Genomic DNA, 25,151 nt, shown 5'->3' with positions numbered 1-25,151 from the left:
ACCATCCCAGTGAGAACCACACCATGATCGGCTGCCAAATCTTGAAACGCCAACGCGCCGTGAGCCTGGAACTGGCCCGGCAATTCCTCGACATGCCCGTGGCCAACGTCAGCGACTGCATGTCGCGCATGACGGCCGGCGGCCCACGCCTGCGCCCCATGCACGACGGTACCGCCATGGCCGGCCCGGCCCTCACCATCAAGACCCGCCCTGGCGACAACCTGCTGATCCACAAGGCCTTGAAAATCGCGCAACCCGGCGACGTGATCGTGGTGGACGCGGGCGGCGACCTCACCAACGCACTCATCGGCGAGATCATGGTGGGCGAAGCCAAGCTCAAGGGCTTTGCGGGCATCGTCATCAACGGAGCCATCCGCGACAGCGCCGTGCTGCGAAAGGACAGCTTCCCCGTGTTCGCCGCCGGCGTCACGCACCGCGGCCCCTACAAGGATGGCCCCGGCGAGATCAACGTGCCCATCGCCATCGACGGCATGGTCATCGAACCCGGCGACCTGGTCATCGGCGACGACGACGGTCTGCTCTGCGTGCCCTACGGCCAGGCCGAGCAGTTGCTGGCCGCTGCGCACAAGAAGCAGGAGATCGAGGCCGTGATGGTGGCGGAGATCGCGGACGGCTCCCAGGACAACGCCTGGATAGATGCTGCGCTCAAGCGGGCCAATTGCGCGACGGAGGAATAGGTCGGGCGTATTTGCCCCATCCATGGCTCAGCAGCGCCCGGCAGACGGATTGCGCGCTGAGCATACCCAGGATGCCACCGCGCATTCCTTCCGGTTGCATGGCCGGGGCAGTCCACCGGTCAATCCTGGCGGGATTGAATTCGATGCCGGAGCATTCACCAGCGCGAGGGGCTGGCCGGGTGGGGCTCCGCATCGTGCGATGCAACGGCGTCGCGCATTTCCTTCAGACCACGTTCCGCGCATGACCGCAGCTCCTGCAGCGGGATGGCAAAGGAGTGTTCGCCTGCAGCTTCCAGCGAGGCCAACGAATGCAGCGTCTGAGCCAGTTCACCAAGTCGATTGAGGCCAAAGCTCCCTGCCGTGCCCGCAAGATCGTGCGCTTCCTTGCGCAACCGAGCCCGGTCGTTGTCCGTGGCGGCCTGCTCCAGGCGCCGCAGACGCTGGGTGCAGTCCTGTTCGAATTTCGCCGTCAAGGCGCTGAGCTCTGCGGGGGACAAGCCTGCGCGCATTTCCTCCAACGCGGCGGGATCAAAGTCCACGCCATATCTTTCCCTGGCCTGCAATGCAATCGTGGCAGGAACATGGCGCGCCCTGGCTTGCATGTCGCCCGGCAGAATCCAGCGGTGGAGCGTGTCCCAGAGATTGCTCTCCAGGACTGGCTTGATGAGATGGTCGTTCATGCCCGCCTGGCGGGACCGCTCGATGTCCCGCGCCGTGGCGTTGGCCGTCATGGCCACGATGGGCAGCGCAGCGAATCTCGGCTGTGCGCGCAGCTCGCGCGTGGCCGTAAGCCCGTCCATGATGGGCATCTGCATATCCATCAGCACGGCGGCGTAGGTGCCATCGGGGGCGGACTGCAGTTTGTCCAGTGCGGCCGCCCCGTCCTCGGCCAGGTCAACACGCATGCCCCCGGCTTCCAGCAGGCCGCGCGCCACGAGACGATTGAGTTCGTTGTCGTCCACGACCAGCACGCGCAGGCCGCTCAGTCCTGCGATATCGGGCACTGCCTGAGGGAGGTGCGCGGTGTGTTCCCTGGAGGCCGGCGTGGTCCTCTGAACCAGCGCGGTAAACCAGAAGGTGCTGCCGACTCCCGGCGTGCTCGCCACCCCCACGGCGCCGCCCATCAAGTCGGCCAGGCGGCGGGAGATCGCCAGCCCCAAGCCCGTGCCGCCGAAGCGGCGGGTGATGGAGGCATCGGCCTGGTGAAACGCCTGGAACAGCCCGGCCTCCTGGTCAGGCGAGAGGCCGATCCCCGTGTCCCGCACGGCGCAGCGCAGCAACAGGCCTTGGCTGTGTTCGTTCGCCAGCTGCAGGTGGATGGAGACCGTGCCCCGTTCCGTAAACTTGATGGCATTGTTGACATAGTTGATGAGGATCTGCCCCATCCGGTGCGAATCGCCAAACACTGCCGTGGGCACGTCGCTGTCCACGTCAATCTGCAGCTCGAGCCCCTTTCCATCGGCCTTGTCGATGAACATGCCAGCGACATCACCAACCATCTGGCGCGGCTGAAAAAGCGCATGCTCCAGAACCATGTGGCCACCGTCGATCTTCGAGAAATCAAGAATGTCGTCGACGATGCCCAGCAGATGCCGGCCAGCCCGCTGCATCTTCTCGACCCGCTCGCGCTGCGGGCTGTCCAGCCGGTCTTTGAGCGCAAGCTGGGTCAATCCCAGGATGGCGTTCAGTGGCGTGCGGATCTCGTGGCTCATCATCGCCAGGAACTCGGCCCTTTCTTCCGCCGTGCGTTCGGCCTCCTCCTTGGCTTTCGATAGCGCATGGGCCTGCAACTGGGCCTGCGTCACATCCAGCCATACACCGTTGAACAAGGCGCCTCCGTCGGGGGTTCGCCGCGCTGTCGCCAGCGTCTCGAGCCAGACGGTCTGGCCACCCCGCTCCATTTGCACCGCGAAGTGAACCGGCTCCAATGTGCCCAGGCTTTTCATGAACCGGTCGCGCGCCGTATCGCCCGCGTTTCCATACTCAACGCCGATCCGGCCCTCGTCCCCCAGCAGTTCCCTTGCGGTGCGGCTGTGCAGATCCTCCGCCTTGTCGCTCACATACAGATAGCGGCGGGTGCCATCCGGCTGCACATGGAGCTGAAACACCGCGCCGGGAATCGCGCTGGTCAGGTCTACGAGTTGCTCCGACAGGCGCCTCGCCTCGGCGCTGGCGGCGACTTCGATGGCCAGGCGGTCTGCGCGTTGCATGCTGTCCTTGAAAACCTGCATCGCCTTCGCCATGGTGCCGACCTCGTCCCGGCGGTCGGTGCCCAGCACCGGGGTGTCGTATTGGCGCAAGGTGAGCTGATGCATGCCTTGCGTCAGACGCGCGATGGGTCTTGATATCTGATGAACCCCCACCCACCCGGAAAGCGCCATCACGGACAGCAGGCCCAGGCCCACGCCGAGCAACGTAGTCGCCACCGTGGTGCGCGTCGCTTCGCCCAGTTGCTGGCTCGCTTGCTGGAAGCCCGCGACAGATCTGCTGCGCAGCTGCGCCATGTCCCGCTGCAGGGACCGCAGCACCGGCTCGAACTCATCGTGGATGATCTGCAAAGCGCGGTCGCCGCGCCAGCGGGCGGCGGATTCAACGATGCGGTTGGCCTGTGCAAAGGACACGTCGGCCTGCTGGCCGATGGCCTGCAGGGCAGTTGCTTCATCCGGCATCAACGACAGCACCGAAGCAACCTTGGCGTTGAACCCCCCATGCAACCGCTTGAGCGATTCGAGCTCCGCCCGCATCGTTGCTTCCTCCTGCGCGGTCAGGACGGCATACACGATGCGGTTGGATTCCGACAGCAATAGCGCAGCATCGCTCAGCTCCAGGGCACCTTGTGCCTCCTTTGCGATGAGGTGCGTGTATCGCTGGTCGATGCTGCGCATCTGGGTGGTGGCGTAGACCGTGATCGCCACGGAAATCAGGCCCATCAAGGCGACCAGGAAAACGATCTTTGCCGCCAGGCGCCAATGTGAAATGTGTCTTGCGAGGAACATGGTCAGAGGGACGGTGGATGGGCGACGGCTTATCGGCTGGCCTGTGCGATGGCGCCGCGAAGGGCTTTGACCGCGTCGGGCGTGTTCAACTCCCCCTTGAAGTGCCGGGACACGACCTCGTAGATGGCGGTCTTGACCGCCGGAGGGTTGGCGTTGCCCATTGCGATGGAGCCCATCATCGCCCGGCGCATGTTGGCGTTGCGCATGTCGGTGATGTTGCGGCGCCCGCAGCTGTTGAAGCGCTGGTTGGACACATCCACCCGCGCCGGCGCGGCACCAGTTCGCAGGTTCACGTCTTCCTGGAGCGCCGGGCCCATGACGACCGTGGCGAACGCGGCCTGGGCGGGTTGCCGGCCTTGAGGCTGGCGCAGAAAGACGAACTGATCGCTATTGAACAGGTAGACCCCCTGGGTATCGGGAAACCTCCAGCAGACGTACTCCCGCCCGGGCGCCAGGCCCATTGCCGTGAATTCGCCGTCCACCCAGGAGCCCTGCACCTGCAAGAGGGCTTCCCCCCGACTGACCAATGTCGTTGCCTCGTCCCAGCGCCGTGTCGGAAAACGGGGCCCCAGGTAGCCCGCCAGCTGTTTCATGCGGTCAAAAATCAGCGTCAGCCGGGCCTCATCGAGCACGCCGGGGTCCAGGTCGATGAATGCCTTGCGGTAGAACTGCGCGCCCCCGACCCCCACGGCCACGGACTCGAACAGCAACGTGTGCTCCCACGCTTCGTGGCCAATGGCCAGCGGCAACACGCCGCTGGCCTTGGCCTTGTCCAGCAGGGCAATGAGATCCGCCCAACCGTCTGGCGCCTGCGCTGCCCCAAGCTGCTGTGCCAGTGCCTTGTTGACCCACAGCCAGTTGGTGGAATGGGCGTTGAAAGGGGTCGCCACCCATGAACCGTTCCATTTGGACAAGCGTTGAATGTCCATGGGAACGACCTCGTCCCATTCTTCGCGCATTGCAATGTCGTCCAGGTTCTCCAGCAAGCCCTTGCGGGCCCAGGCATGGATTTCAAATCCGATCATCTGCGCGACCGTGGGAGCTTCGGGGCCCAGCCGGCGCCTGGCGAGCGCTTCGGTATAGCGGGCCGTCCCACTGCCGGCAGACGAGTGCTCGGCCCATCCCACGCCATTCAGCAGGGCATGGTCACGAACCGCATTCATGCTGGCACGCTCTCCGCCCGCGACCCACCAGTGCATGACCTTGACACCCCCCTGCGGTGCCTTCGGCGTTGCGCCCCATCCGGGCAGGGCGATGGCCGCGAGCCACAAGGCAAGGCAATGAAGCGGAAAGCGATGGGACATGGTCAGAGGGGAAGAAAAACGAGAGACCGCGGGAGGATGGGAGACCGTGGACATGCCGCCTATGGCGCAGGCAGGTGCAACCGGAAGACCAAGGCTGCGCCTGCGAATATACGGACCTGCAAGGCTGCAGCCACCCCAGCCCATCATCACCCGGATTGGTGAATCTTGTCGAGCCGGTAGCCGATCCCGTAGACGGCGGAAAGTGCATAGCCGCTGTCCGGGGTCAGGAGCAATTGGGTCCGAAGCCGTGAGGCGTGTGTGTCAAGCGTGCGGGTGTGGACATCCCTGGCGTCTGCCCATACCTTCTCGCGCAGATGGTCCCGCGACATCAAGCGCCCGAGGTTCTGAAAGAGGCACAACGCGAGTTCGTATTCCTTGTTCTTCAGCTCGATGCTTTTGCCGTCGAGCACGACCGTCCGCGTGCTGGGTTCAAACCGGTACCGACCGAAGTCCAGCACATCCGCCATGACGGTCGGGTGCGCCCTGCGTAGCAACGCTTGAATACGCGCCAGCAACTCACCCATGCGGACGGGCTTGGTCATGAAGTCATCGCCGCCAGAGGTCAGCCCCTCGATGACATCCTGCTCGCCGTTGCGCCGGGTGAGGAACAGGATCGGCATCGCATCGGGCCTGACCTTGCGGACGGCCTGGGCAACCTCCGGCCCGTCCATATCCGGCAAGTGCCAGTCCAGTATCAAGAGGTCAAACGTCTGATGGCGCAAATCCTTGAGGAGGGATTCGCTTGTCATGTAAGCATGGCACACGTGCCCCGCACCTTGGGTCGCGGCGCGAAGGACATCTTGCAGAAGGGCATCGTCTTCTAGAACGGCGATACGCATGGCACCTGGAGCATTGAAACAATGGCCCAAGCTTACTGTGTTTGCCCTGACGGGGCTTTGCCTCCCGAACCAAGGACTCCTGAGGTAGCCTCAGGGGCAGAGTCCACCGAATTCGACAAAGGGCCACATGGCGAAAGTAAATATCCTGCATCTCCAGACGCTGTGCCAGATTGCACAGCTAGGCAGTTTCCAGGCCACTGCGGACCACATGTACACCACCCAGCCCACGGTTTCCGCGCGCATGCGGGAGCTGGAGGGAAGGCTGGGCTTTCCGGTGTTTCACAAGCGTGGCCGCAGGATGGACCTGACGACGCAAGGGCGGGAGCTGGTTCAGCAGATCAAGCCCCTCCTGGCAGCCATCGATGATGTCATTCACACGCTCGACGATGCCTCCCATGCCTCGGGGCTCATACGCCTGGGCATTGCCGGCCTGATCGGCCAGACCTGGTTTTCGCAGTTCATTACCGCTGCGCGGGCGGCCATGCCGCAACTGAATTTTGAGGTGGAGGTCGGGCAGACCTCGCTGAGCGTCAACAAGCTGGAGACGGGCCACCTGGACCTGGTGTTCATGGCCACGCCTTCCCTGACCTCCGACCGCTTTCATGTGGAGCCCATAGGCTCTGTCGACGTGATGCTGGTGGGCTCGCCGGCCCTTGTGGGGCGCGAGGGTGACCAATCCGCGACCCACTGGCTGGAACTGATGCGCTCGCAGCCGGTGTGGTCGCTGTCCAAAGAATCGCCCATGCATCCGATCCTGGCGAAACTCGTCAAGGAGAACAGCCTCCGCATCAAGATCGATATCTGCGGCGATGTATTGACACTGAAGGAGCTGCTCCGCTGCGGCACGGGCATCGGCTTGATGACCTATCCCCTGATTGAATCGGAATTGAAAAGCGGCGAACTCATTGCGCTGAAAGGCGCACCGACTTTTCCCCGCATTTCCTTCAATGCCGCGTGGGGCATGGACCAGAGCCAGACCGTCATCCGCAAGCTGGTGGCCTTGGCCAGGACCATCTCCACGTTCCAATGAGACTGGGAGGCCGGGAGAGCCTTTGCCTCTACTCCGGTTTCACGCCCGCTTCGCTCAAGAGCTTTTGCCAGCGCGCCACTTCCTCGGCCAGCAGCTTCTCGGCGCCTTCCGTGCTGCGCTGCGCGGCGCTGGGGACCGCCAGGCCCATTTGCCTGTAACGTTCCAGCAGGTCCGCTTGGGCCAGCGTCTTGTTGATGGCCTCGTTGAGCGTATTGACCGTCGCCATGGGAACGCCCTTCTTGACCAGCAGCATGTTCCAGATGGTGTAGTTCAAATTCTTGTAGGAGGTCTCGCTGGCCGAGGGAACGTTCGGCAGCACGCCCACGCGCTGCGCGCTCAGCACCACCAGCCCCTTGATCTTGCCCGAGGCAATCGAGCCGACCGCCGTGCTGCTGCTTTCCACGGTGTAGTCGATCTGCCCGGCCATCACATCGGACGTCGCCTGGGCCGCGCCACGATAGTGAACGGGCGGCACGTTGATGCCCAGGCCGGCGTTGAGCAGCACGCCCCCCAGGAAGGCGCCCGAGCCGACGCCCGCATCGCCGAAGTTCATTTTTGCGCCATGGGTCTTGGCATAGGCGGCGAACTCATCCAGGTTCGACGCCGGGAAATCGGCGCGTACCGAAAGCACCTGCGGAGCATCACCCACGGAGGCGAGCGGGGTGAAGTCCTTGAGAACGTCATAAGGCAGATTTTTGTAGACCGAGGCATTCGCAGCCAGCGTTCCGACATTGCCCAGAAGGAGGGTGTAGCCATCGGCCGCGGCCCTGGCCACACGCGACTGGCCTATCGATCCCCCGGCACCGGGAACGTTCTCCACTACGATCGGCTGTTTCAGTTCCTGAGACAGGCCTTTGGCCAGCATTCTGGCCAAGACGTCTGTCGCCCCCCCTGCGGTATATGGAACGATCAAGCTGATGGGCCGCTCTGGATAAGGCCCGGCCTGCGCCCCCAGGCTCAACGCCAGCCCCAGGGGGCCCAGCACGACACGCACGATCTTCGAGATGCTGAAAGTCTTCTTCGTATTCATGGTTTGTCTCCAAAAAAATCAAGCAACGGTCGGTTTCATCTTTTGCCGCCAGGCCGCCCCACGACAAAAGGCAGCCTCCTCGGGAGGCGGTGGCCACACGCGGTGGGCCAGCGTGACGGCCACTCTTCGAACGGCAAGCAAAGGCCATTGCGCTCAGCAAGGGCGCATGCAGGCTGGTGAAATTCGCGGCGTCCGCTGCGGGGCGCCGAGCCATCTCAGGCCGGGGTGCTCAGCGAAAACGTCACGACCTTTTCGTCGGTCATGTCGCGGATCGCATACTTCGGACCTTCGAAGCCGTAGCCGCTGTCCTTGACGCCGCCATAAGGCATGCCGTCATTGCGCGAGCTGGAGGTTTCGTTCACATGCAAGCCGCCCACGCGCAGATGGCGGGCCATGTAGAAAGCGGTGTTCACGTCATTGGTGAAGACACCGGCGGCCAGGCCGTAGGGCGTGGCATTGATGCTGTCGATGACCTCGGACACCGTCTGGAACGGCATCAAGGTGACGACCGGCGCGAAGATTTCCTGGTCCACCACCTTCATCCCGGGTCGCACGTCGGCCAGGATCGTCGGCTCCAGCACGGACCCTTCTCGCTGGCCGCCCGTGACCAGCCGTGCGCCCTGGGCCACCGCCTCGAGCACCCAGGCCTGCGCGCGCATGGCCTCTTTCTCGGCAATCATCGGCCCCACATCGGTCCCGGCCTGCCGCGGATCGCCGCTCTTGAGCGCGCGCGTGGCCTGTTCCAGCCGGGCCGCGACTTCCTCGACCCGGGATTGCGCCACATACAGGCGCTGGATCGACGTGCACACCTGGCCCGCCTTGCGGAACGTGGCACGCAGAATGCGCGGCAAGGCCATGTCGAGATCGGCGTCTTCACAGATCACCGTGCAGGCGATGCTGCCCAGTTCGAGCTGCGTGCGCCGGCTGCCCGCCTTTTGCTGGATGATGCGGCCGACCCGCGTGCTGCCGGTGAAGGTGTAGAAGTCGATGCCCTGCTCGTCCAGCAGCCATTCCCCCGCCTCCGCGCCTTCTCCATGGACCAGGGAAATGAGTTCGGCGGGCCAGCCGGCCTCCAGCAGAACGTCGCAGATCAGGCTGGCAGTCAACGGGGTGTATCCAGAAGGTTTCAGGATGACCGCATTGCCCGCGGCAATGGCCGGTGCGATTTTGTGCAGCAAGGCGTTGAACGGCGCATTGAAAGGCGTGATGGCGCACACGACGCCCACCGGCGTGCGCAGGGTAAAGGCAATGCGATCTTTCTGGCCGGGGTTGCCATCCATGGGGATCATCTCGCCGCAGATGCGCTTGGCCTCCTCGGCCGAGATTTCCAGCGTATCCAGGCCCCGGTCGATTTCACCGGACGATTCTGCCGCGGTGAACCCCGCCTCCAGCACCATGATGTCGATGAAGCGCTGTCTGCGGGCCTGGATGATCTCCGCCGCCTTGCGCAGGATGCGTGAACGCTTGTAGCCGTCCGGCGCCTGCTTCACATGGCGGCGCGCCACGGCCACGGCCTGCCGGATGTGCTCCCGGGAGGTCTGGTCCACCTGGGCGATCGTCTCGCCCGAGTAGCGGTCGCGCACGGCGAAGCTGGCGCCACTGCCCACGCGTTGCCCCGCGATCAGGCTCAGCGTCGAAACGGATTCGAGAACTTGGGGGAGGGATGCTGACATTGCGTTGTCTCCAGTCATAGATGCTTTACTTCGCCAAAATCATGTCGGCCGCCTTTTCGCCAACCATCAGGCTGGCGGCCAGGGTGTTGGCGGACGGAACCTGGGGCATGACGGACGCATCCGCGACGCGCAGGTTTTCGCAGCCATGGACCCGCAGCGCGGCATCGACCACGGCCATGCGGTCCTCGCGCGGACCCATCTTGCAGGTGCCCACCATGTGATAGCCGGTGGTGCCCTTCTGCCGGGCATAGTCCAGCCACTCGTCGTCGGTGGCGATGTCCTTGCCAGGCTGCAGCTCCTTCACCAGGTAGGGCGCCATCGCCGAGGAGGCCATCAGTTGCCGGGCGAGCTTCAGCGCTTCGACCAGCGTGCGCTGGTCCAGCTCATGGCTGAGAAAGTTCGGCTGGAGCAGCGGCGCCTGCAGCGGGTCCCTGGACTGGATGTGCACATAGCCGCTGCTTTCAGGCCGCTGCTGCCTGGCGCCCGTGCTCATGCCCGGCATGTCGTCGAGCACGTAGTTGCTGCCCTCCTTGTAGCTGGCCGGCGTGAACAGGATCTGGATGTCGCCGCGCGCGGGGCTGAGTGGGGTTCGCCAGAAGACATGCACGAGCGAAGGGCTCAGCGCCAGGATGCTCGGCTTGCCCGCGAACCACCTGAGCACCTCCTTGCCCAGGCGCCATCCCCGGGACAACTCGTTGAGCGTCGTGGCGCCTTGCGCCCGCGCAATGCTGCGCACCGTATAGTGATCGCGAAAATTCGCGCCCACACCAGGCAGATGCTGCTTGACGGCGACGCCATGCGGGCGCAGCAGCTCGGAGTCTCCAAGGCCTGACAGTTGCAGGATCTTGGGCGAGTTCACGGCCCCCGCGCTGAGGATCACCTCCTTGTTGGCGTAGACCGTGTGCGACGCGCCATGCCGGATGTACTTCACGCCAACGGCGCGATGGCCCTGGAACAGGACTTCCGACACCACGGCGTTTGTCTTCAGTTGCACCCGACCGGTCTGCATTGCCGGCCGCAGGAAAGCATCGGAACAATTGACGCGCCGGTTCCTGTGGATGTAGCGCTGGAAATACCCCGCGCCCAGCTGCTCCCTGCCGTTGTAGTCGGGGTTGCAGGGAATACCGAATTCCTCGCATCCCTTGATGAAGGCATCGCACAGCGGCGAAGCCCAGTCGGGATTCGTGATGGGCAGTTCCCCGGCCGTGCCGCGAAACTCCGGATCGCAAGGCCCCAGCCGGCGCTCCGAACGCTTGAAGTAGGGCAGGACGTCGGCATAGCCCCAGCCGGCATTTCCCATTTTTTCCCAGTCATCGAAGTCCTCGCGCTGACCGCGCGAATACACCAGGCCATTGACCGAGCTGGAGCCCCCCACCACCCGCCCCTGCGGCATGGCAATTTTTCTGTTGTGCGTCGCGGCGGCAGGTTCGGTCTGGTAGTTCCAGGTGATCTTCCCGCCATACAGGGTTTTGACGAAACCGACAGGAACGCGAATGAAGAAATCCTTGTCCTCGGAACCCGCCTCGATGACGCAAATGCTGTGATGGGTCCGCTCGCTCAGCCTTCTGGCGATGACGGAACCCGCCGGCCCTGAGCCGACGATGATGTAGTCCACGTACTCGTGCATTGTTGTTTCTCCGCCGTGCTTGCGGCGCGTTTGATCTAACTTGCACGTAGACTAAGCCCGCAGAAACATTCAAACAATCAATCTTTTTTTATATAAAAACATAGGCATTTTTTATATTTTTAATGGGCAGCCACTTCGACGACTGGAAAATCAAGAAGTAGCCTGTCGATATCCACACAAAGCTGAACGTGCCCGCACAGAGCCGAGCGCATCGGCCGCACGCCCGGCACCGGCCCGAATCCTGTGGACGGAACCAAGAGCCTGCGCGTACCAGCGGGAGACACGGCCCCCCTGATTCACGCTGCAGGAGGTCGAACCAGCGCTGGCAGACCTGTGCAAGTGCTGCAGCCCGGAGGGGGCGACGCTTTTTGAGTTCGCGACCTTTGCGGGGCTGCGCGTCAGTGAGCCGACCGGGCGGCAGCCGTGATCGGGCGATCAGCGGGGCGGCCGCAAGGAGTTGGGAGAATCATCGGTGGTGTTCGCGCCCTGATGCCTGGCGCTCATCGCGGGAGCTGGCTCGTAGCCTTCAGGTAGTGGCGCGGGACTGCGCCAGGCGGCTCCCCAACGCGGACCGCGAACGCAACCCGGCTGTCCGTCAATGCGGCGCGAGGCCCCTCAGGACGAAGCACGGGCAACCGGGTGAAATGCCCGTTGCGGTGCCAGTTCCTTGGGTACAAAAGAGAAAAGCCCCGAGTGAATCAATCACTCAGGGCTTTTGCGTCTGGCGGAAACGGAGGGATTCGAACACCCGATAGGGGTATTTCTGGCGCATTCCAGCGTATCCGCCCCTATGAGGAGCCACGCTGCAACACGCTGGAAGCGGTCTGTTTAGGTTCGCTTTTAGGTTCCGAGCGCGTAGCCGAGCATGTGCCTCGGCGCACCGATGATGCGGTTTTGTCCGACATATCGGTGGCTCTCACGGTTTTACGATGCACATGTCGCCCCCCCTCTGGCGACACCCTCCCCTCCTTGCTCCATGCAAGTTAAAGCCCGTCGAGTGCGGGCTTTTTTTTGGGGTGCTATCAACGTTCCACGGCATCGTGCGATGCAACGTTTGAGGCCAATGTATGCAACCGGACTCTGCAAACGGCGTTCTCGCCCGTATTCGCGAAGTAGAAATCCTGGCTGCCAGCCAAAAGCTGCCACCAGCCGGTCCTGAGCAACCTTCCGTGATGGGCACTGAGGTCCATGCCATGCTGCTGTCCCAGCGTGTTCGCATCTCGTTCAAGCTCGTTCCGGACCTTACGGGTGAGGGTTATCGATGGAACGCATTTCACGCGACGCCCGTCGAAGTGCCCGACGAGAATTTCAGGAGGAATTGACCTATCTTTCTAACTGTTGCGGCTTGTAGCACATGGATACGCCCGTTTCCGACACGGAAATACGCCATCCATTACTTCGGACGCTAGGATCTGAATACCGTCATAGGGCGGTCGACTTCACCCTGGTCGAGAACTGCAAATGGCCCGCCTCGTGCGGGCCATTTTTTATCTGAAGTCATGCAGCGCGTCTGGCGCCAGATCGGACCAGCGCCGCCTTTTTGGACTCGGGTGCCTTCTTGGCTGGCACCTTCTTTGCGGTCGTGTTTTTCCCTGCAGGGGGCGTAGCGCCGCCCCGGATGCTGCGCAACAGCAGCTCCGACAGGTCCACCACATTTGAGCTCGGGGGTGAGGCCTCGCCAGCGACCTTTTCGACCTGGTGCACCTCACCTTTCTGGGCCTTCTCTTCCACCAGTTTCATGACGGACTCGGTGTAGCTGTCTCGAAATTCGTCGGCGCTCCAGTTGGAGGTCATCGATTCGATCAGCTGCTTGGCCATGGCCATCTCGGCGGGCTTGATGCCCATCTGGGCCGCCGGGGGCGGCAGCTTCAGGTCTTCATAGGAGCGGATCTCCCCACCCCAGCGCAGCAGGTTCAGCACCAGGGCGGGGCCACAGGGCATGAGCACCGCCAAATGCTGCTTGCTGGCGATGACGACTTTCCCGACGCCTACTTTGTCAGTCTGTGCCAACGTGTCACGAAGGAGCGCGTAGACGCGGTCACCCCGGTTGATCGGCGCGATGTAATAAGGCTTCTCCAGATAGACAAACGGTACTTCATCAGTGGGAATGAAGGCCTCGATTTCGAGCGTCTGGGTGATCTTTGGATAGGCAGCTTCGATCTCCTCCTTGGAGAGAAGAACATAGCGGCCATCGTCATATTCGATGCCTTTGACAATATCCGCCATGGCGACCTCTTTGCCGCTTTTCTTGTTGTAGCGCTTGTAGCCCACCGGATCCATCGTGCGCTTGTCCAGCCAGTCGAATTCCAGCTTGTTTTCGCTAGTAGCCGAATACAGCGCGATCGGGATATGCAAGAGGCCAAAGCTGACGGACCCCTTCCACAGTGAACGAGTGGAAGTAGGCGCCATGCCTTTGACAGCCACGGTGACACCTATTTGCCATTGGCAAGGAATTTACGCACTGCCTCGGCTGAGTTGCCCACGGCTTTCACAGCCGCGCGCAGTTGCTCTTCCGTGCAGCCCAGGCTCTTGGCCCAGTCGCGCACTTCGTAGTCGTCACTGAGGGAGATCAGCTTTCGATCCTGGCCGGTTTGGGATTTGTCGTCTGCCATGATGCCTCCTACGGGTAGCGTCATCGTAGGCAGACGCGCTGGGCGGCGGTGTAGGACGGCAGCGAATCGCGTAGGGCCTAGGTTTCAGGCATCGCCCCTTCTGCCAGCACGGCGCGCCCCTTTTCCGTGATCGAAAGGACGCGCGCGAAAGGGGCTGGACTGTCATTGCTGGACATCATCACTACAACGAGATCCGCAGCTCTGAGCACGCGCAGCTTGTCGATGTTGGCTGGGTCACTCTCGGTCAACGGGAGTTGAGTGTTGGCGATTTCTCGTAAGTATTCCCACGGCATACCAGGCTCCATTTCGGTGGAAAAGCGGATTGTGAACAATGTGTCAAATGGTGCATCTTTAAACGTAACACCCCTGGGCATTTCCCGGGAAACCCGGGGGCCCGGCCAGCACGTTGTGATTGTCAAAATTTGCAACGCTGCTTCTTGAAAACCATGCGGTTGCTTCCAGTTCAGGAACCGGAAGCGCTGGAGACTGGAACACCACCGCCTTCGGCGCTCCGTTTGTTGAACCACTTACGGAGGTTTCGCCATGTACCGATCCCTATTCCCACGCGACATATTCGCCGAGATGGATCGCCTGCAACGCGAGATGCAGCAGGCCTACGATCTGTCGCCCAGCATCCGGGGACTTGCCCGCAACGGTTTCCCCGCCATCAATGTGGGCGGAACGCCCCAGAGCATCGAGATCTACGCCTTTGCGCCTGGTGTCGATCCGGCCACGCTGGAGGTCAACCTCGAGCGTGGCCTGTTGAGCATAGCCGGCGAGCGCAAGAGTCCCCTGGGCAGCGCCGATGCTAAGGCCTCGGTGCACATCAACGAACGCTTCGACGGCCGGTTCAGGCGCGCGATCACCTTGCCCGACGATGCCGATCCCGATGCGGTGAATGCCCAGCTGCGTGACGGTGTGCTGCGTATCACCGTACAGCGCCGCGCTTCCGCGCAGCCCCGGCGCATTGCCGTGCAGTGAGCGCGGTAGCGCGCAACTCCCTCGCGGAAGTTCGAGAAAGAGAGAACTTGCAAACCGAAAGAACCAGGAAAGGAAAACGTCATGTCCAACGATGTACAGACTTCCAGTGCCGCCCCTCAACGCAATGCCGCACGGCCGGGTGCTTCGCGCTACAGCGATGCAGCTCTCACCCCGCCAGTGGATGTCGTCGAGGACGCCAGCGGTATCACGCTGTATGCCGACCTGCCGGGTGTAAGCCGTGAAAAGCTCAACCTGCATGTGGAGTCCGACACGCTGACCATCGAGGCCGAGTCGGACCTCAGCGTGCCCGAGGGCCTGAGCTCCAGCCACACCGAGGTGGGCCTTGCGCGCTTTCGTCGTGTGTTCACGCTGAGCAAGGAGCTCGACACGGAGCGGGTGTCCGCCGAGCTGGCGCAGGGCGTGCTGACACTGCGCATTCCCAAGGCACAGCACGCTCAACCCCGGCGCATCGAAGTGCAGGCGGCCTGACCCGCCTGACGCTGGTGCGTACCCCGACAGGATGAGGAACTGCGCCTGTTCCCATCCTGCCGGCCGCCGATACTTCGACGGAAACGCCGCCTATGCCGCGTGAGCGCGCAGCCAAGCCACGCTATCGGCAGTCACCTCGCCGCGGCTGGTCTCATGAGGATTTCGTGGCGAGCTTTGTGGGGCAACATCGACAGTTGAATAAAGTCTCACCGTGGGGCAACCAGCCTGGGCGGAATCACTGGCCAGGCTTCCCGATGGGTTCGGACATCACTTGCGTGCCCATCAGCTTTTTCGACCATCCCTCCATACGCGGCGCGGCAGTCGTTGAATACGGCTCCGAGGGCAGTGGCGTACTCAAGGACGGCGGCGGGGGGAGCTGCAGCGAGTCGGCGGGCGGCTTCGGCGGATTGGTCCCGCAGGCCGTCAGAGACAAGGCGCAGATGGTCAATTTCAGTGCGCAATAGCGCTTCACGGGAACGGGCAGCATTTAGGGCCTCCTGATAGGTTTTGTTGACGGCGTGTTCTTCGTTCCGCGCGGTGGTCACTGCCTTGCGCTTGTCCTCGGAGGCCTCAAGGCGTACCTCGGCCAGCTCGGCGGTGTAGCGGTTGTCCTGGAAGAACCAGGCGGCCAGGGCCGCGACAATCGCGGCGATCAGATGGGTGTAGATCACTGACTTCTCCCGTTGAGCCAGTCGCGCAGCGCACTGCGACGCCACTTCCCGCGCACGCGCAGACCGGCTTCCCACACGATGAACAGCAAGGTGCCGGCCCACTTCAGGGCCCAGTCTCTCACCGCACACCCCCGGTGTTCCAGCGCACGGTGCCTTCGATGCACAGCTGGTATTCCTTCCAGCGGCGGTTGAAAAGGCCCTGGCTGTAGGCGCCCCCGGCCCTCACCCACTGCAGCATGGCCAGGCATGCCCCGCCCTCGTCGCCCACGTTGAAGCGGCGCACCAGGGTCGACTTGCGGCCGGACTTGAGCCAGCACCAGCCATCGGCCTTGCCCGGAGCGCCCAGGCCGGTGTTCACGGCCATGAGCGTCCAGCCGTCGTACTGGCCCTGCGTGGGCTCCCGGTCCAGGCAATCGAGCACGCCCTGGCCGAAGACCTCGGTGTGTCGCTTGAGCGTGGCGCGGGCCTCGGGCTCGGTGACCGCCTTGCCGGGCACCACGCCATGGGTGTTGCCGTAGCCATCGGTCCAAACCCCCGCGATGTCCTTGTACGGGAAGGCCATGAAGCCCTCCAAGGCCATCAACAACACCAACGCCCCCGCACTCAGTGAGCGGCGGGGGTTGTCGCGGATGTATCGGCCGACCGTCACTCGTCAGCTCCCAAGGTGCCCAGATCGGTGTCACTGTCCATGCCCCGGCGCAGGCGGACCATGCGCAACTGGTGCTCGTCGGCGTGGCGCTTGTTGGCCTCACGCTTGTAGTACCAGGTGACCACCAGGCCGCCGACGGCAACCAGTGCGCCCACCAAGCCCAGGAACTCATTCGAGGCGAGCCAGCCCCAGCCCGTCATGCCCGCCCCGGCCAGCGTCACCTTGTTGGCGGCGCCGCTGACCTGTTCAATCGTTTCTGTTTTCATGCTTTCCCTTCGGGCAAAGAAAAACCCGCCGAAGCGGGTTGTTGGGGGTACATGCTGAGCAGCAGCGCAGCCAGGCCGTTGGGGCCCAGTCGCCAAGGCTCCAAGAGCCCCAGCGCCGCACCTAGGGCCTCGCTGCAGAACCAGCCCTCGGGCGCCTCGCGCACCATCCAGCACACAAAGTGCAGGTTGCCCGGCAGGTCGTAGCGCTCACCCCGATGCCGATCAAACCATTGGCGGGCCGGCCCCTCAAGGACCGGCGGCAGGTCAATGAAATCCCAGTGGTCGGGGTTGTAGTCAATGGCCTTGATACGCACCCCGCCATCGATGAACGATGCGGAGCCGCTGAGGCCATCTGAAAACAGCAGTTCACAGTGGCTGTAGGGGCCACGGTCCACCACGCGCACGGCGTGGCTGTAGATACCCTGCCAGCCTGGGCGCGTGGCCTTGTAGAACGCGGCTTGCATTGCGCTCAGGAAAAGTAGAGCTTGCGCAACGCAAGGTTTTCAACCGGCAGCACGGGCGCGGTCAGGATGTCCTCCTGCAGCGCGGCGGTGACCGCGGGCACCACGCTGCCCACGTACTGCAAGCCCAGGAACACATCCTCCCGCTGCAGGTCAATCCATTTGCGCACCTGCAGGTCAGCGAGGATGGCGCGCACACCCGGGTCGTCGCTGGTCAGCACCGACATCTTCGCCAGCTCAAAGCGGTCAAAGAAGGGGCCGATATCAATCAACCACTCCCATGCCGGCGGAACGTAGGGAGTGGGAGGCGGATCCACGAACACGGGCTGGCCCGCCGCTGCGCTGGCGCTTGCGTCGTAGATCTTGCCGAGCACAGACTCGTGCAAGCCAGAGATCTCGATGATGTTCGGCCCTTCAATAGCGCCGGTGGTTTCGGACACAGAGGTGACAAATCCCGCATCATTGGTTTGTGCGTAGAAGGGCATCAGTAAAACTCCACGAGTTGATAGCGACCGCGCACACCACTGGCGGAAGCGGCGGTGTGTATGGATGCCGTGATGGTTGTTGCGTTCGTCAGATCCAGCTCGGGGATCACAGCGATAGAGCCGGTTGCAATGCCAAGGCCGCCGGCCCAAAGCAAGAGGTATCGGCTTGTGTTGACCGCCGAGACGGTGACAACCGCCGAGGTAGACCCGTTCGGGATCGTGATCGCACCCTTTTGGATCGACTTGATCCCCCGGCCTCCGAAAGGCGCGTAGTTTGTCGTGTCGGATGAGGGATCTGTTGCCCCTGATCCGGCCGCTGCAATGCGCACGTACTGCTGGTATCTATCGGCCGGGCTAAGAACAACGGTACCCGGCTGGTACACGCGGCCGGACACCCAGGGTTTTGCAGCGCCGCTCCCCAAGATTTGCGAGAGTGAGTTCATTGGACGGCCCTCCAGATGCCGTTGAGCAGTTGAAAACCCATAGAGCCAGTCGAGAAGTCGAGCAAGGTGGGGCCCGTTGAGCCCTCAAGCTGTCTGCCATTGGGGTCGATGACGTTGTAGTCAATGCCGTTGCCGACATGGACGGACACGAACGAGTTCTCGACACTTGTGTCGGGGAAGATCAGACGTTGAGCAGGGATCTGTCCCGCAGCTCTGGTGCCTTGTGCTGCCAGGGATTGGATGTAGCTTGTAGGCGCCGCGCCCGATTCAATTTGCGCGCCCCACGCAAAGATGGACTGCCCCACTACCCCGCTGTTTGGTGTGAGGAGCATGATCATCGTGGTCTTGCTTGCCGAGGCGTCGCGAAGCACCTTGTAGCCCAGTCGCCACCACCCGGCACCGTAGTATTCGGCGATGTACTGCCCAGCGTATGCGCCCCCTGAGATCACCTGCGTGTCAAAGTCAAAAAGCAATGGGGACTGGGTGTTACCTGGGTAGTAAAGGTCAATCTTGGCCTTGCTCGATGTCCCCTTCTTCAAAAACACACTGCAGTAGTAGTCAGCCACCGCACTGGCGGCAACCGCTATGGATGTATACACACCCGCCGACGCGCCGGTAGTTGTGATCGTGTCGGCGAGCAAATCGCCATCCGGGCCAATGGCCGTATTGGCAGCGACGGTCGCATTGCTCTTCGTCCAGGCTGCGTTGTCGAACTGCTCCGAATACAACAGCAGATTGGTCCCTGCCCCCTCCGTGGCGGTCTTCTGGAGGCTATAGCGGCCGCCATTCTGCGCAAGCTGCGTGGCGGTGATCACCGGCTCGAAGGGCACCATGGCATTCACAAGCGTCCAGTTCGCGGGGTCCGCGCCCGGGTCGATCACCGTGGCGCTGCTTGCCGTGGTCTTGCGGTACAGCCTTTGATTGACAGGGCTGAAAACCACCACATCCTTGGCATACACACCGGCGACCCACGGGGCAGCGCCGGCGTAGTTGGCAACCAGGGCGGTGTTGGCATCCACCACAAGCTTGTTAGCTTCCACAGCGGCGGCCGCCGCCTCTACTTCGCCAGCATAGGTTTCGACGGCAGCGCCCAGTGCGTTGGCCTGGTCGGTCCAGACGGGCAACGCGGCGTAGTGCGCAAACGTCCGGGCGGTGAAAGTCGCCCGGTCATTCTCGGGCGTGGGCGCTACGGGTAGCGACCCGATGGGGACTACAAACATCAGGGGGCTCCTAGTAGGTCCAGTTGCAAAATGGAGTGGTCCAGGTGCTTGAGCAGCACCTCGGTGTCACGGTAGACGCCGTAGACCACGGTGGATTCAAACCCCGCAGGGCCAATGAAAAGACACACGGTGGCGTCGATGTCGTCCAGGTAGTCCATCAGTGGATCTACCTCTTCGTTACGGATGAGCACCTCGAAACTGGTGCGCTTCGATGCCGGGCGCTTTAGAAGTACCAAATCACCAAAGTCGTTTTCTTCATTGCGGCTGTTTCGCTTGCGGCCCACGCGGCCGCCACGCTCGATTCCCAGGCCCCACTCCCTGAGCTGGCCGTACATGAGCAGCCCCAGCGCAAGATCCGGGCCGCCCACCAGTTCAACATGCAAGGCCGCGTTGGGATAGGACTTGAGGCCGTCAAAGATTGCCAGCTTCTTGCCCCCCGCCCATTCGCCAAAGGCGAACTCCCACGGGTCAGCCTTTACAGGCAATGGCCCAGGGAAAAACCAACGATCAGTCACGGTGCCGAAGACTGGATCGATCTGGCGCACGCGAATGCTGTTGCAGTTGCGCAGGTTGAGGGCCGCCACCGTGGTAACGGCCGTGCCGGGCGCGAAAACATAGCCGATACCACCGGCCTGTTCCGTGCGGCTGCTGTTGGTGCCGTCAAAACATCGCCAGCGGTTGGTGGCACGGATGCGGGTCCACTTGTCCGGATGCAAGTCCGGGCTGTTGCCCACGTTTGCCGCCAGCGCGCTTTCGTACACGCTGTGCGTGGATACCAGCCGCACCTGGTCACCCACCGCATAGCTGGTGCCAGCGGCCCAGGCCGGAGGGTCAGTCTCGGGCACCGTACTGGACACCAGCGTGGCGTCCGTCACGGGCAATGGCTGCATGATGAGTACGCCTTGGCTCATGTTGTAGTGCCCTCCTTTCTTGGTTGCGGCATGCCGCCGTCTTCCCACTCTTCAAGCACCTTCACGCCCCGCACCGCCACGCGCTGTTGCGAAAGCGCGTTGGCATTGGCGTCGGCGCGCAGGGCTTGCACTTCGGCCCGCAAGGCTTGCAGTTCGCGCGCGGTGTCGTCCGCTCCACCACCGAACGCGGCGGGGTTGAATGCCTTGGGCACGATGGCTTCACCCTCGTGCACCATGGCCAGCATGTCGCGCGGCACACGATTGGTACCCACGTCGAACTTGGGAACATCCAGCTTGAGCACCTTGAGGGTGTCGGTGAGGCTACCCGCCAGCCAGCCACGCATGCGCGCAAGTTCCACGGAACTGACAGCGCTGAGCGTGGTGGCTTTTTCGATGGCCTTGCTCAGCTCTGGCAGGAGTTTCATCGCATCCTGATCGCCCGCGCGGGCCTGCGCGGTGGCAACGCCGAAGCGCGCGAGCAGCACATCGCGGCTTTGTTCCGAGTCGTCCACCATCAAACCCCGCAGGCGCTTGACTTCGTCCTCCAACGTGTTGCCCAGTGACTTCAACGCCGAGGCAAGGTCATTCGCGCCGTCGGCTGGGCCCGAGAACGAACCCGGGCTTTTGAAATCGCTGCCGCCGCCGCTGGCCGAAGCGCCGCCGCCATAAGCCACCCCAGCGACACCACCGACCAGGCCCGAGATGTCCCCGATCAATCCCTGGATTTCCGGGTCGGCAAGGATCTGCGAGTAGGCGGCCACAAAGGCCCGCGCCTGGTCCAGCACGCTGCTGACCATTCCCCCCACGCCGGCACCGCCCGCCAACATCGCATTGGCAGCCGCACCACCGCCCGCCGCCATTTGCCCTGCGGCCGCAGCGCCGCCAGATGCGTTGGCCGATGCACTGATGGCTCCGCCAGCGGCCAGGCTGCTCGCAGCCGCAGCGCCGCCGGCCGCAAGTGCTGCGCTGGATGCGGCAGCACCGGCAATCATCTGATCGACCATCCCCGAAATGGCGCCCATCAACATGTTCGACAACCCTGTGGTCATCGAGTCGTTGATGTTGTCGTACACCATGTCCTCGAACGCGGTGCTGGCCATGCGGGCCGCCTCCTCGGCGCTGCTGGCGTTTTCGATGGCGTTGTCGAGGATGCCCTTGATGCTGTCGGCAGTGATGCCGAATGCGGAGGTCATGTTCTCGACCGTGACATCCAGAGCGTCTTGCATGAGCGCAGCAGCGCCCGTGATGCTGGAAAAGGCGACATTCACGCTGAGCAGGGCGGCCACAGCCTCCGTGCCCGCTTCGCCCAGCGCAAGCTGCTCCTCGACCAGCGCCTTGAATTCGTCGCGGGTCTTGGGCATCTGCAGGCCCACTTCTGCGAGCGCCTCCTCGACCATGCGCGTGGTGTTCGCGGTCTTTTCGGCCTCGGTGTAGTAGTTGTCGTAGTAGCTCGCCAGGTTGGACTGCAGGTTGTCGAAACCGCCCGAGGCGGCAGCAAGGCCTGCGGCCACGTCAAACGACATGTCGGAAAACTGCCCCAGGCCCATAGCGTCCAGCGAGGCACGAAACTGCGTCACGCCCGCGATCTGGGCGTTGATCGAGGTGAGCAGCGAGTTGGCAGCTTCGTCGGTCAACGCCTCGGCGTCCACATCCTTGATCTGGTCCTTGATGGACTGTGGGATGTCCTTGGCAGCCTGCAGGGCCTGGATGGTGGTTTGCTTCAAGTCGAGCGTGAACTCTTTCACCGCTGTCTCGAAGTCCGGGCTGTTGGAGCTGAACTTCTCATACAGCGTGCCCGCATAGTTGTCGCCCTTGCCGCTTTCGCCAAAGGCCGTGCCATCAGAGAGCATGCCGCCCGCGAACACGCCACCACGGCCTTTTCCCGAGGTCTCCAGGCCCGCGCTGAAGCCGGTCAGGGTTGCAGCACTGCCCAGTGCCTTGAGCATGTCGTTGATGCCCGTTGCGGTGCCCGCAACGGCGTCGCGGATGGCTTGCTCGTTGTCAACCTTGTCGCCTTCCAGGCGGTAGGCTTGGCCGTCCACCAGCGCTTCGCGCCGCCTCCCTGAAAAGTCACGGTCGTACTGTTGGCCCTGGTAGTCGTACGTCTGGCCCCGGCGGTTGTTTTCGACTTGGCCATTGAAAGCCACCCCAAACTGCCCCCCCGTGCGTGTCTCGCCCTTGCCCAGGCCTGCCAGCAACGCCACACCCGCCAACGCCCACCCCCACCCCGGAATCGCTGCCAGCGCCCCACCAATGCCCGCACCGCCCGCAGCTGCGCCGGTGCCCAGGCCTGCGCCCAGCGAGCCCGCCCCCAGACTGCCCGCCGTCATGCCAAGGCCCCCGCCCGTGGTGGCAAGGCCCAGGCCGCTGCCTACACCTGCGCTCAAGCCCAGGCCCGTGCCGGCTCCTGCCAGCGACAGGCCCGCGCCCGTGCCGGCCGCCAAGCCCAAGCCCGATGTGGCAGCGCTGCCCAAGCCCAGCCAGCCACCCACGGTGCTCAGCGCGTTGCTGCCCAGGTTCGCCAAACTTCCCAGGCTTCCAAGGTTGCCCAAGCTGCCCGCACCGCCCAGCAACGACGAGATGCCGGTGTTGATCACGCCGGATATCGCTTGCGAGATCGGGTTGACGATGAAGCTGATGACAGGCCTCAGTACCAGCGTCTTGAACATGTTGACCACGGTGTCGCGGAAGTTGCGCGCAAAGTCCTTGCCGCTTTCAAACCCGCGCAGCAGCGCATCGGTCAGACTGCCCTGGATGGATTCCGCCATCCGGCGGTTTTCCTCCATAGCCACACGCGTGGCGGCGTCCACCTTGGCCTGGGCGGCAGCGGCACGCGCCAGCGCGCGCTGCTCCTCGCGGTCGGCCTCGTTAAAGCCGCTGTTCTTGTCGATGGCGTCCAGCTGCTTCTTGAGATCCAGCTCGATGCGGTACTGCTCAATGGCTGTCTTGCGCGCTTCTTCGCTCAGGCCCATCGTGGAGACTTCGAGCTGCAGGGCTCGGTTGCCCTCCTCGATGCCGCGCACGTAGTCGCCCACGGCCGCGCGCCCCACCTCGCGGGCTTTGCTGTCGGCCACGTAGGCGGCATTGAGCTCGTCCTGGATGGCGACCTGTTCCTGGTACACAGCCACGAGGTGCTTGCGCACCTCGGCCTCTGCCTTTGCCGTGGCGGCCACAATGGGCTGCTTCGTGAGCAGTTCCGCCTGGGCGACAGTGAGCGCCTGGACGTTCACCACACCCGAGCTGTCGGTGAACACCTTGGTGAGCCGGGCCCAGTCCTCCGCAAAAGAGCCGGTCAGGCCCGACAGCTCAGCCATCAGCTTGGCCTGTTCCGCCAGCTCCTTGCGCTGCTCCTCGGCCGCCGTCTTCGCGGCGTCGGCCTGGGCTTTGATGGCGGCGGTATTGGGGAGCTCGCCCACGCTCTCGCGTGGCACGTCCGCCACCGGCGGATTCACGACACCCCGGCCACCACCAGAAGACGGGTTGAACTTGTAATACGCCTGCTGGGCGGCCTGCAGCTGGGCGTTCAGGCTGTTAATCCTGTTCTCCAGACCGCCACGGACGCCAAACACATCAACGGTGATTGCGCCCGCTTCTTCATTCAGCGAAGCAATGTCCTGCTTGAGGTTCTCGATTCGCTTGCGTTGCGCGTTGCCACCCCAGTCCAGCAGTCGATCTCCAAATTCGTCAATGGCTCCGCGCGCACCGCCTTCTCGCATCTTGGCAAGAATGGCGTTCATCGCCGGGAGCATTTCGGACAACAGCGAGCGCGCCGCATCGGTGGAGTTCTTACGCAGTTCGGCGAGCTGCTTGTTGAATTTTTCTGCTTCGGCGGCTTGCTCGGCGGTGACCTTTCCAACAAGCGCGCCCTTTTCTGCCAGGTCGTTCAAGAAGGGGGCCACCTCCTTCAGGGACTTTCCGAACAGTTCCTGTACCAGGCGAGCCTTGTTGCCATCGTCAGCGAACCGGGACAGGGCGACTGCTGTTTGGCGCAGGGCCTCGGCCGGGTCCAGCTCGCGCAGTTCCTTGGCGCTCAGGCCGATAGCCTTCAGGGCCAACTCTTGCGCACTTCCCGGCTTGGCATCCCCCAGCACCTGGTTGAACTTGACCATGGCGGTGCTGACCACATCAATGCTCGCACCCGTGCGCAGCGCGACATCTTCCAGAGCGCTGATGTTCTCAATGCTTGCGCCCGTGGCGTCCTTGATGTCATTGAGGGCGTCCACGCCGTCTGCAATGTTGCGAACAAATGCCGATACAGCACCAACGCTCAAGCCTGCCAGTGCCGAGGCCACGGCCGTCCGTACGAGGCCAGCCGCTGCCCCGATGCCGCCGAAGGAGCCTTCCAGGACTTTGTTTGCACCAGCCGCCTCCTGCGCCTTGCGCTTGGCGGCATCGAGCTGGTCGAGGTAAGGCTTGAGGGCGCCCAGGTCCGCGCCCCGCATCCGCGCGATGGACTCCTGGTACTCGCGGGTAGCGGTGCCGCCCGACTCCAGCGCGACAATCTGACGCTGCAAGCTGGACACCATGTTCTTGGTGACCGAGTCCAGTTTGCGAGCGGCTGCCTCGCCACCGGCGCCTATCTTGTTCAAGCCAGCCGCGCCAGCCTCTCCCGCTTTTTCAGCAGCCGGCCCGATGGAGCCCAGCTCGCGCTTGATCTCGCTGACCCCTGCCTTGACACCACTGGCGTCTGCCGAGAACTTGATTTCCTGGTTGAGATCGTCGGACACGGCAAGGCCTGCTAAAAAAACAAGCGCCAGTGCATACGT

23 protein-coding genes are annotated in these 25,151 nt (G+C 63.2%); 5 read left to right on the top strand and 18 right to left on the bottom strand.

Going from position 1 to position 25,151, the window contains the following annotated elements; genetic code table 11:
* Positions 1-23 precede the first annotated feature (23 nt).
* Complete coding sequence (locus tag AC07OC_RS06315) at positions 24-698, top strand: RraA family protein (protein WP_494600590.1); 675 nt, start codon at positions 24-26, stop codon at positions 696-698.
* A 155-nt stretch (positions 699-853) separates the two neighbouring features.
* On the opposite strand, the gene AC07OC_RS06310 is transcribed toward AC07OC_RS06315, so the two are convergent.
* From AC07OC_RS06310 to AC07OC_RS06300, 3 genes are all read right to left on the bottom strand, one after another.
* Positions 854-3,694: an ATP-binding protein gene (locus AC07OC_RS06310; RefSeq protein ID WP_218340746.1), complete on the bottom strand. Its 2,841-nt coding sequence runs from the start codon at positions 3,692-3,694 to the stop codon at positions 854-856.
* A 29-nt stretch (positions 3,695-3,723) separates the two neighbouring features.
* On the bottom strand, positions 3,724-5,052 hold the full coding sequence (locus tag AC07OC_RS06305; protein ID WP_218340938.1) for an ABC transporter substrate-binding protein: 1,329 nt from the start codon (positions 5,050-5,052) through the stop codon (positions 3,724-3,726).
* Between the two features lie 92 nt (positions 5,053-5,144).
* A complete protein-coding gene (locus AC07OC_RS06300) occupies positions 5,145-5,837 on the bottom strand; it encodes a response regulator transcription factor (RefSeq protein WP_218340745.1) in 693 nt (230 codons plus the stop codon).
* Between the two features lie 127 nt (positions 5,838-5,964).
* Between AC07OC_RS06300 and AC07OC_RS06295 the strand changes: the two genes are divergently transcribed.
* Positions 5,965-6,867 (top strand): LysR family transcriptional regulator, encoded by a 903-nt coding sequence (locus AC07OC_RS06295; RefSeq protein WP_218340744.1) that lies wholly within the window; start codon positions 5,965-5,967, stop codon positions 6,865-6,867.
* A gap of 28 nt (positions 6,868-6,895) precedes the next feature.
* On the opposite strand, the gene AC07OC_RS06290 is transcribed toward AC07OC_RS06295, so the two are convergent.
* The 3 genes from AC07OC_RS06290 to AC07OC_RS06280 form a co-directional block, all read right to left on the bottom strand.
* Complete coding sequence (locus AC07OC_RS06290) at positions 6,896-7,897, bottom strand: Bug family tripartite tricarboxylate transporter substrate binding protein (RefSeq protein WP_218294031.1); 1,002 nt, start codon at positions 7,895-7,897, stop codon at positions 6,896-6,898.
* Between the two features lie 215 nt (positions 7,898-8,112).
* Positions 8,113-9,570 carry an aldehyde dehydrogenase family protein gene (locus tag AC07OC_RS06285; protein ID WP_218294030.1) on the bottom strand — a complete coding sequence of 486 codons (1,458 nt, stop codon included), beginning with the start codon at positions 9,568-9,570 and terminating at the stop codon, positions 8,113-8,115.
* Positions 9,571-9,595: 25 nt separating this feature from the next.
* The gene (locus AC07OC_RS06280; RefSeq protein ID WP_218294029.1) at positions 9,596-11,197 is read right to left on the bottom strand and encodes a GMC family oxidoreductase; all 1,602 of its coding nucleotides are present in this window, start codon (positions 11,195-11,197) and stop codon (positions 9,596-9,598) included.
* A 1,067-nt stretch (positions 11,198-12,264) separates the two neighbouring features.
* Here AC07OC_RS06280 and AC07OC_RS06275 point away from each other — a divergent pair.
* On the top strand, positions 12,265-12,519 hold the full coding sequence (locus AC07OC_RS06275) for a hypothetical protein (RefSeq protein WP_492254950.1): 255 nt from the start codon (positions 12,265-12,267) through the stop codon (positions 12,517-12,519).
* A gap of 175 nt (positions 12,520-12,694) precedes the next feature.
* On the opposite strand, the gene ku is transcribed toward AC07OC_RS06275, so the two are convergent.
* The 3 genes from ku to AC07OC_RS06260 all read right to left on the bottom strand — a co-directional run bounded on the left by ku (position 12,695) and on the right by AC07OC_RS06260 (position 14,141).
* A complete protein-coding gene (gene ku / locus AC07OC_RS06270) occupies positions 12,695-13,606 on the bottom strand; it encodes a non-homologous end joining protein Ku (protein WP_494600999.1) in 912 nt (303 codons plus the stop codon).
* 23 nt (positions 13,607-13,629) lie between these two features.
* Positions 13,630-13,809, bottom strand: a complete 180-nt coding sequence (locus AC07OC_RS06265) for a DUF3606 domain-containing protein (protein WP_494600587.1) — start codon at positions 13,807-13,809, stop codon at positions 13,630-13,632.
* A 77-nt stretch (positions 13,810-13,886) separates the two neighbouring features.
* Positions 13,887-14,141: a hypothetical protein gene (locus AC07OC_RS06260; protein WP_494600585.1), complete on the bottom strand. Its 255-nt coding sequence runs from the start codon at positions 14,139-14,141 to the stop codon at positions 13,887-13,889.
* Between the two features lie 211 nt (positions 14,142-14,352).
* Between AC07OC_RS06260 and AC07OC_RS06255 the strand changes: the two genes are divergently transcribed.
* Positions 14,353-14,790 (top strand): Hsp20/alpha crystallin family protein, encoded by a 438-nt coding sequence (locus tag AC07OC_RS06255; RefSeq protein ID WP_494600583.1) that lies wholly within the window; start codon positions 14,353-14,355, stop codon positions 14,788-14,790.
* A gap of 81 nt (positions 14,791-14,871) precedes the next feature.
* Positions 14,872-15,279 (top strand): Hsp20/alpha crystallin family protein, encoded by a 408-nt coding sequence (locus AC07OC_RS06250; protein WP_494600581.1) that lies wholly within the window; start codon positions 14,872-14,874, stop codon positions 15,277-15,279.
* 206 nt (positions 15,280-15,485) lie between these two features.
* Here the strand turns inward: AC07OC_RS06250 and AC07OC_RS06245 are convergent, their stop codons facing one another.
* The 9 genes from AC07OC_RS06245 to AC07OC_RS06205 form a co-directional block, all read right to left on the bottom strand.
* Entirely contained in the window at positions 15,486-15,950 is a 465-nt protein-coding gene (locus AC07OC_RS06245) for a hypothetical protein (RefSeq protein ID WP_494600579.1), read from the bottom strand.
* A gap of 118 nt (positions 15,951-16,068) precedes the next feature.
* Entirely contained in the window at positions 16,069-16,599 is a 531-nt protein-coding gene (locus AC07OC_RS06240) for a lysozyme (RefSeq protein WP_494600577.1), read from the bottom strand.
* Positions 16,596-16,865 (bottom strand): holin, encoded by a 270-nt coding sequence (locus tag AC07OC_RS06235; protein WP_494600575.1) that lies wholly within the window; start codon positions 16,863-16,865, stop codon positions 16,596-16,598. Before AC07OC_RS06235 ends, AC07OC_RS06240 begins: the two co-directional genes overlap by 4 nt.
* On the bottom strand, positions 16,862-17,329 hold the full coding sequence (locus AC07OC_RS06230; RefSeq protein ID WP_494600573.1) for a hypothetical protein: 468 nt from the start codon (positions 17,327-17,329) through the stop codon (positions 16,862-16,864). The genes AC07OC_RS06235 and AC07OC_RS06230 overlap by 4 nt, the downstream gene beginning before the upstream one ends.
* Positions 17,330-17,334: 5 nt before the next feature.
* Complete coding sequence (locus AC07OC_RS06225; protein ID WP_218294527.1) at positions 17,335-17,811, bottom strand: hypothetical protein; 477 nt, start codon at positions 17,809-17,811, stop codon at positions 17,335-17,337.
* Positions 17,811-18,254: a hypothetical protein gene (locus tag AC07OC_RS06220; protein WP_494600571.1), complete on the bottom strand. Its 444-nt coding sequence runs from the start codon at positions 18,252-18,254 to the stop codon at positions 17,811-17,813. Before AC07OC_RS06220 ends, AC07OC_RS06225 begins: the two co-directional genes overlap by 1 nt.
* On the bottom strand, positions 18,251-19,474 hold the full coding sequence (locus AC07OC_RS06215) for a phage head spike fiber domain-containing protein (RefSeq protein ID WP_494600569.1): 1,224 nt from the start codon (positions 19,472-19,474) through the stop codon (positions 18,251-18,253). The genes AC07OC_RS06220 and AC07OC_RS06215 overlap by 4 nt, the downstream gene beginning before the upstream one ends.
* Positions 19,474-20,385: a carbohydrate-binding protein gene (locus AC07OC_RS06210; protein WP_494600567.1), complete on the bottom strand. Its 912-nt coding sequence runs from the start codon at positions 20,383-20,385 to the stop codon at positions 19,474-19,476. The genes AC07OC_RS06215 and AC07OC_RS06210 overlap by 1 nt, the downstream gene beginning before the upstream one ends.
* Entirely contained in the window at positions 20,382-25,112 is a 4,731-nt protein-coding gene (locus tag AC07OC_RS06205; RefSeq protein ID WP_494600565.1) for a hypothetical protein, read from the bottom strand. The genes AC07OC_RS06210 and AC07OC_RS06205 overlap by 4 nt, the downstream gene beginning before the upstream one ends.
* Positions 25,113-25,151 lie beyond the last annotated feature (39 nt).

This window comes from Acidovorax sp. GW821-FHT10E04, from assembly GCF_059415185.1.
The sequence above is the reverse complement of the archived record's forward strand: the minus strand, read 5'-3'. Positions and strand labels throughout refer to the sequence as shown.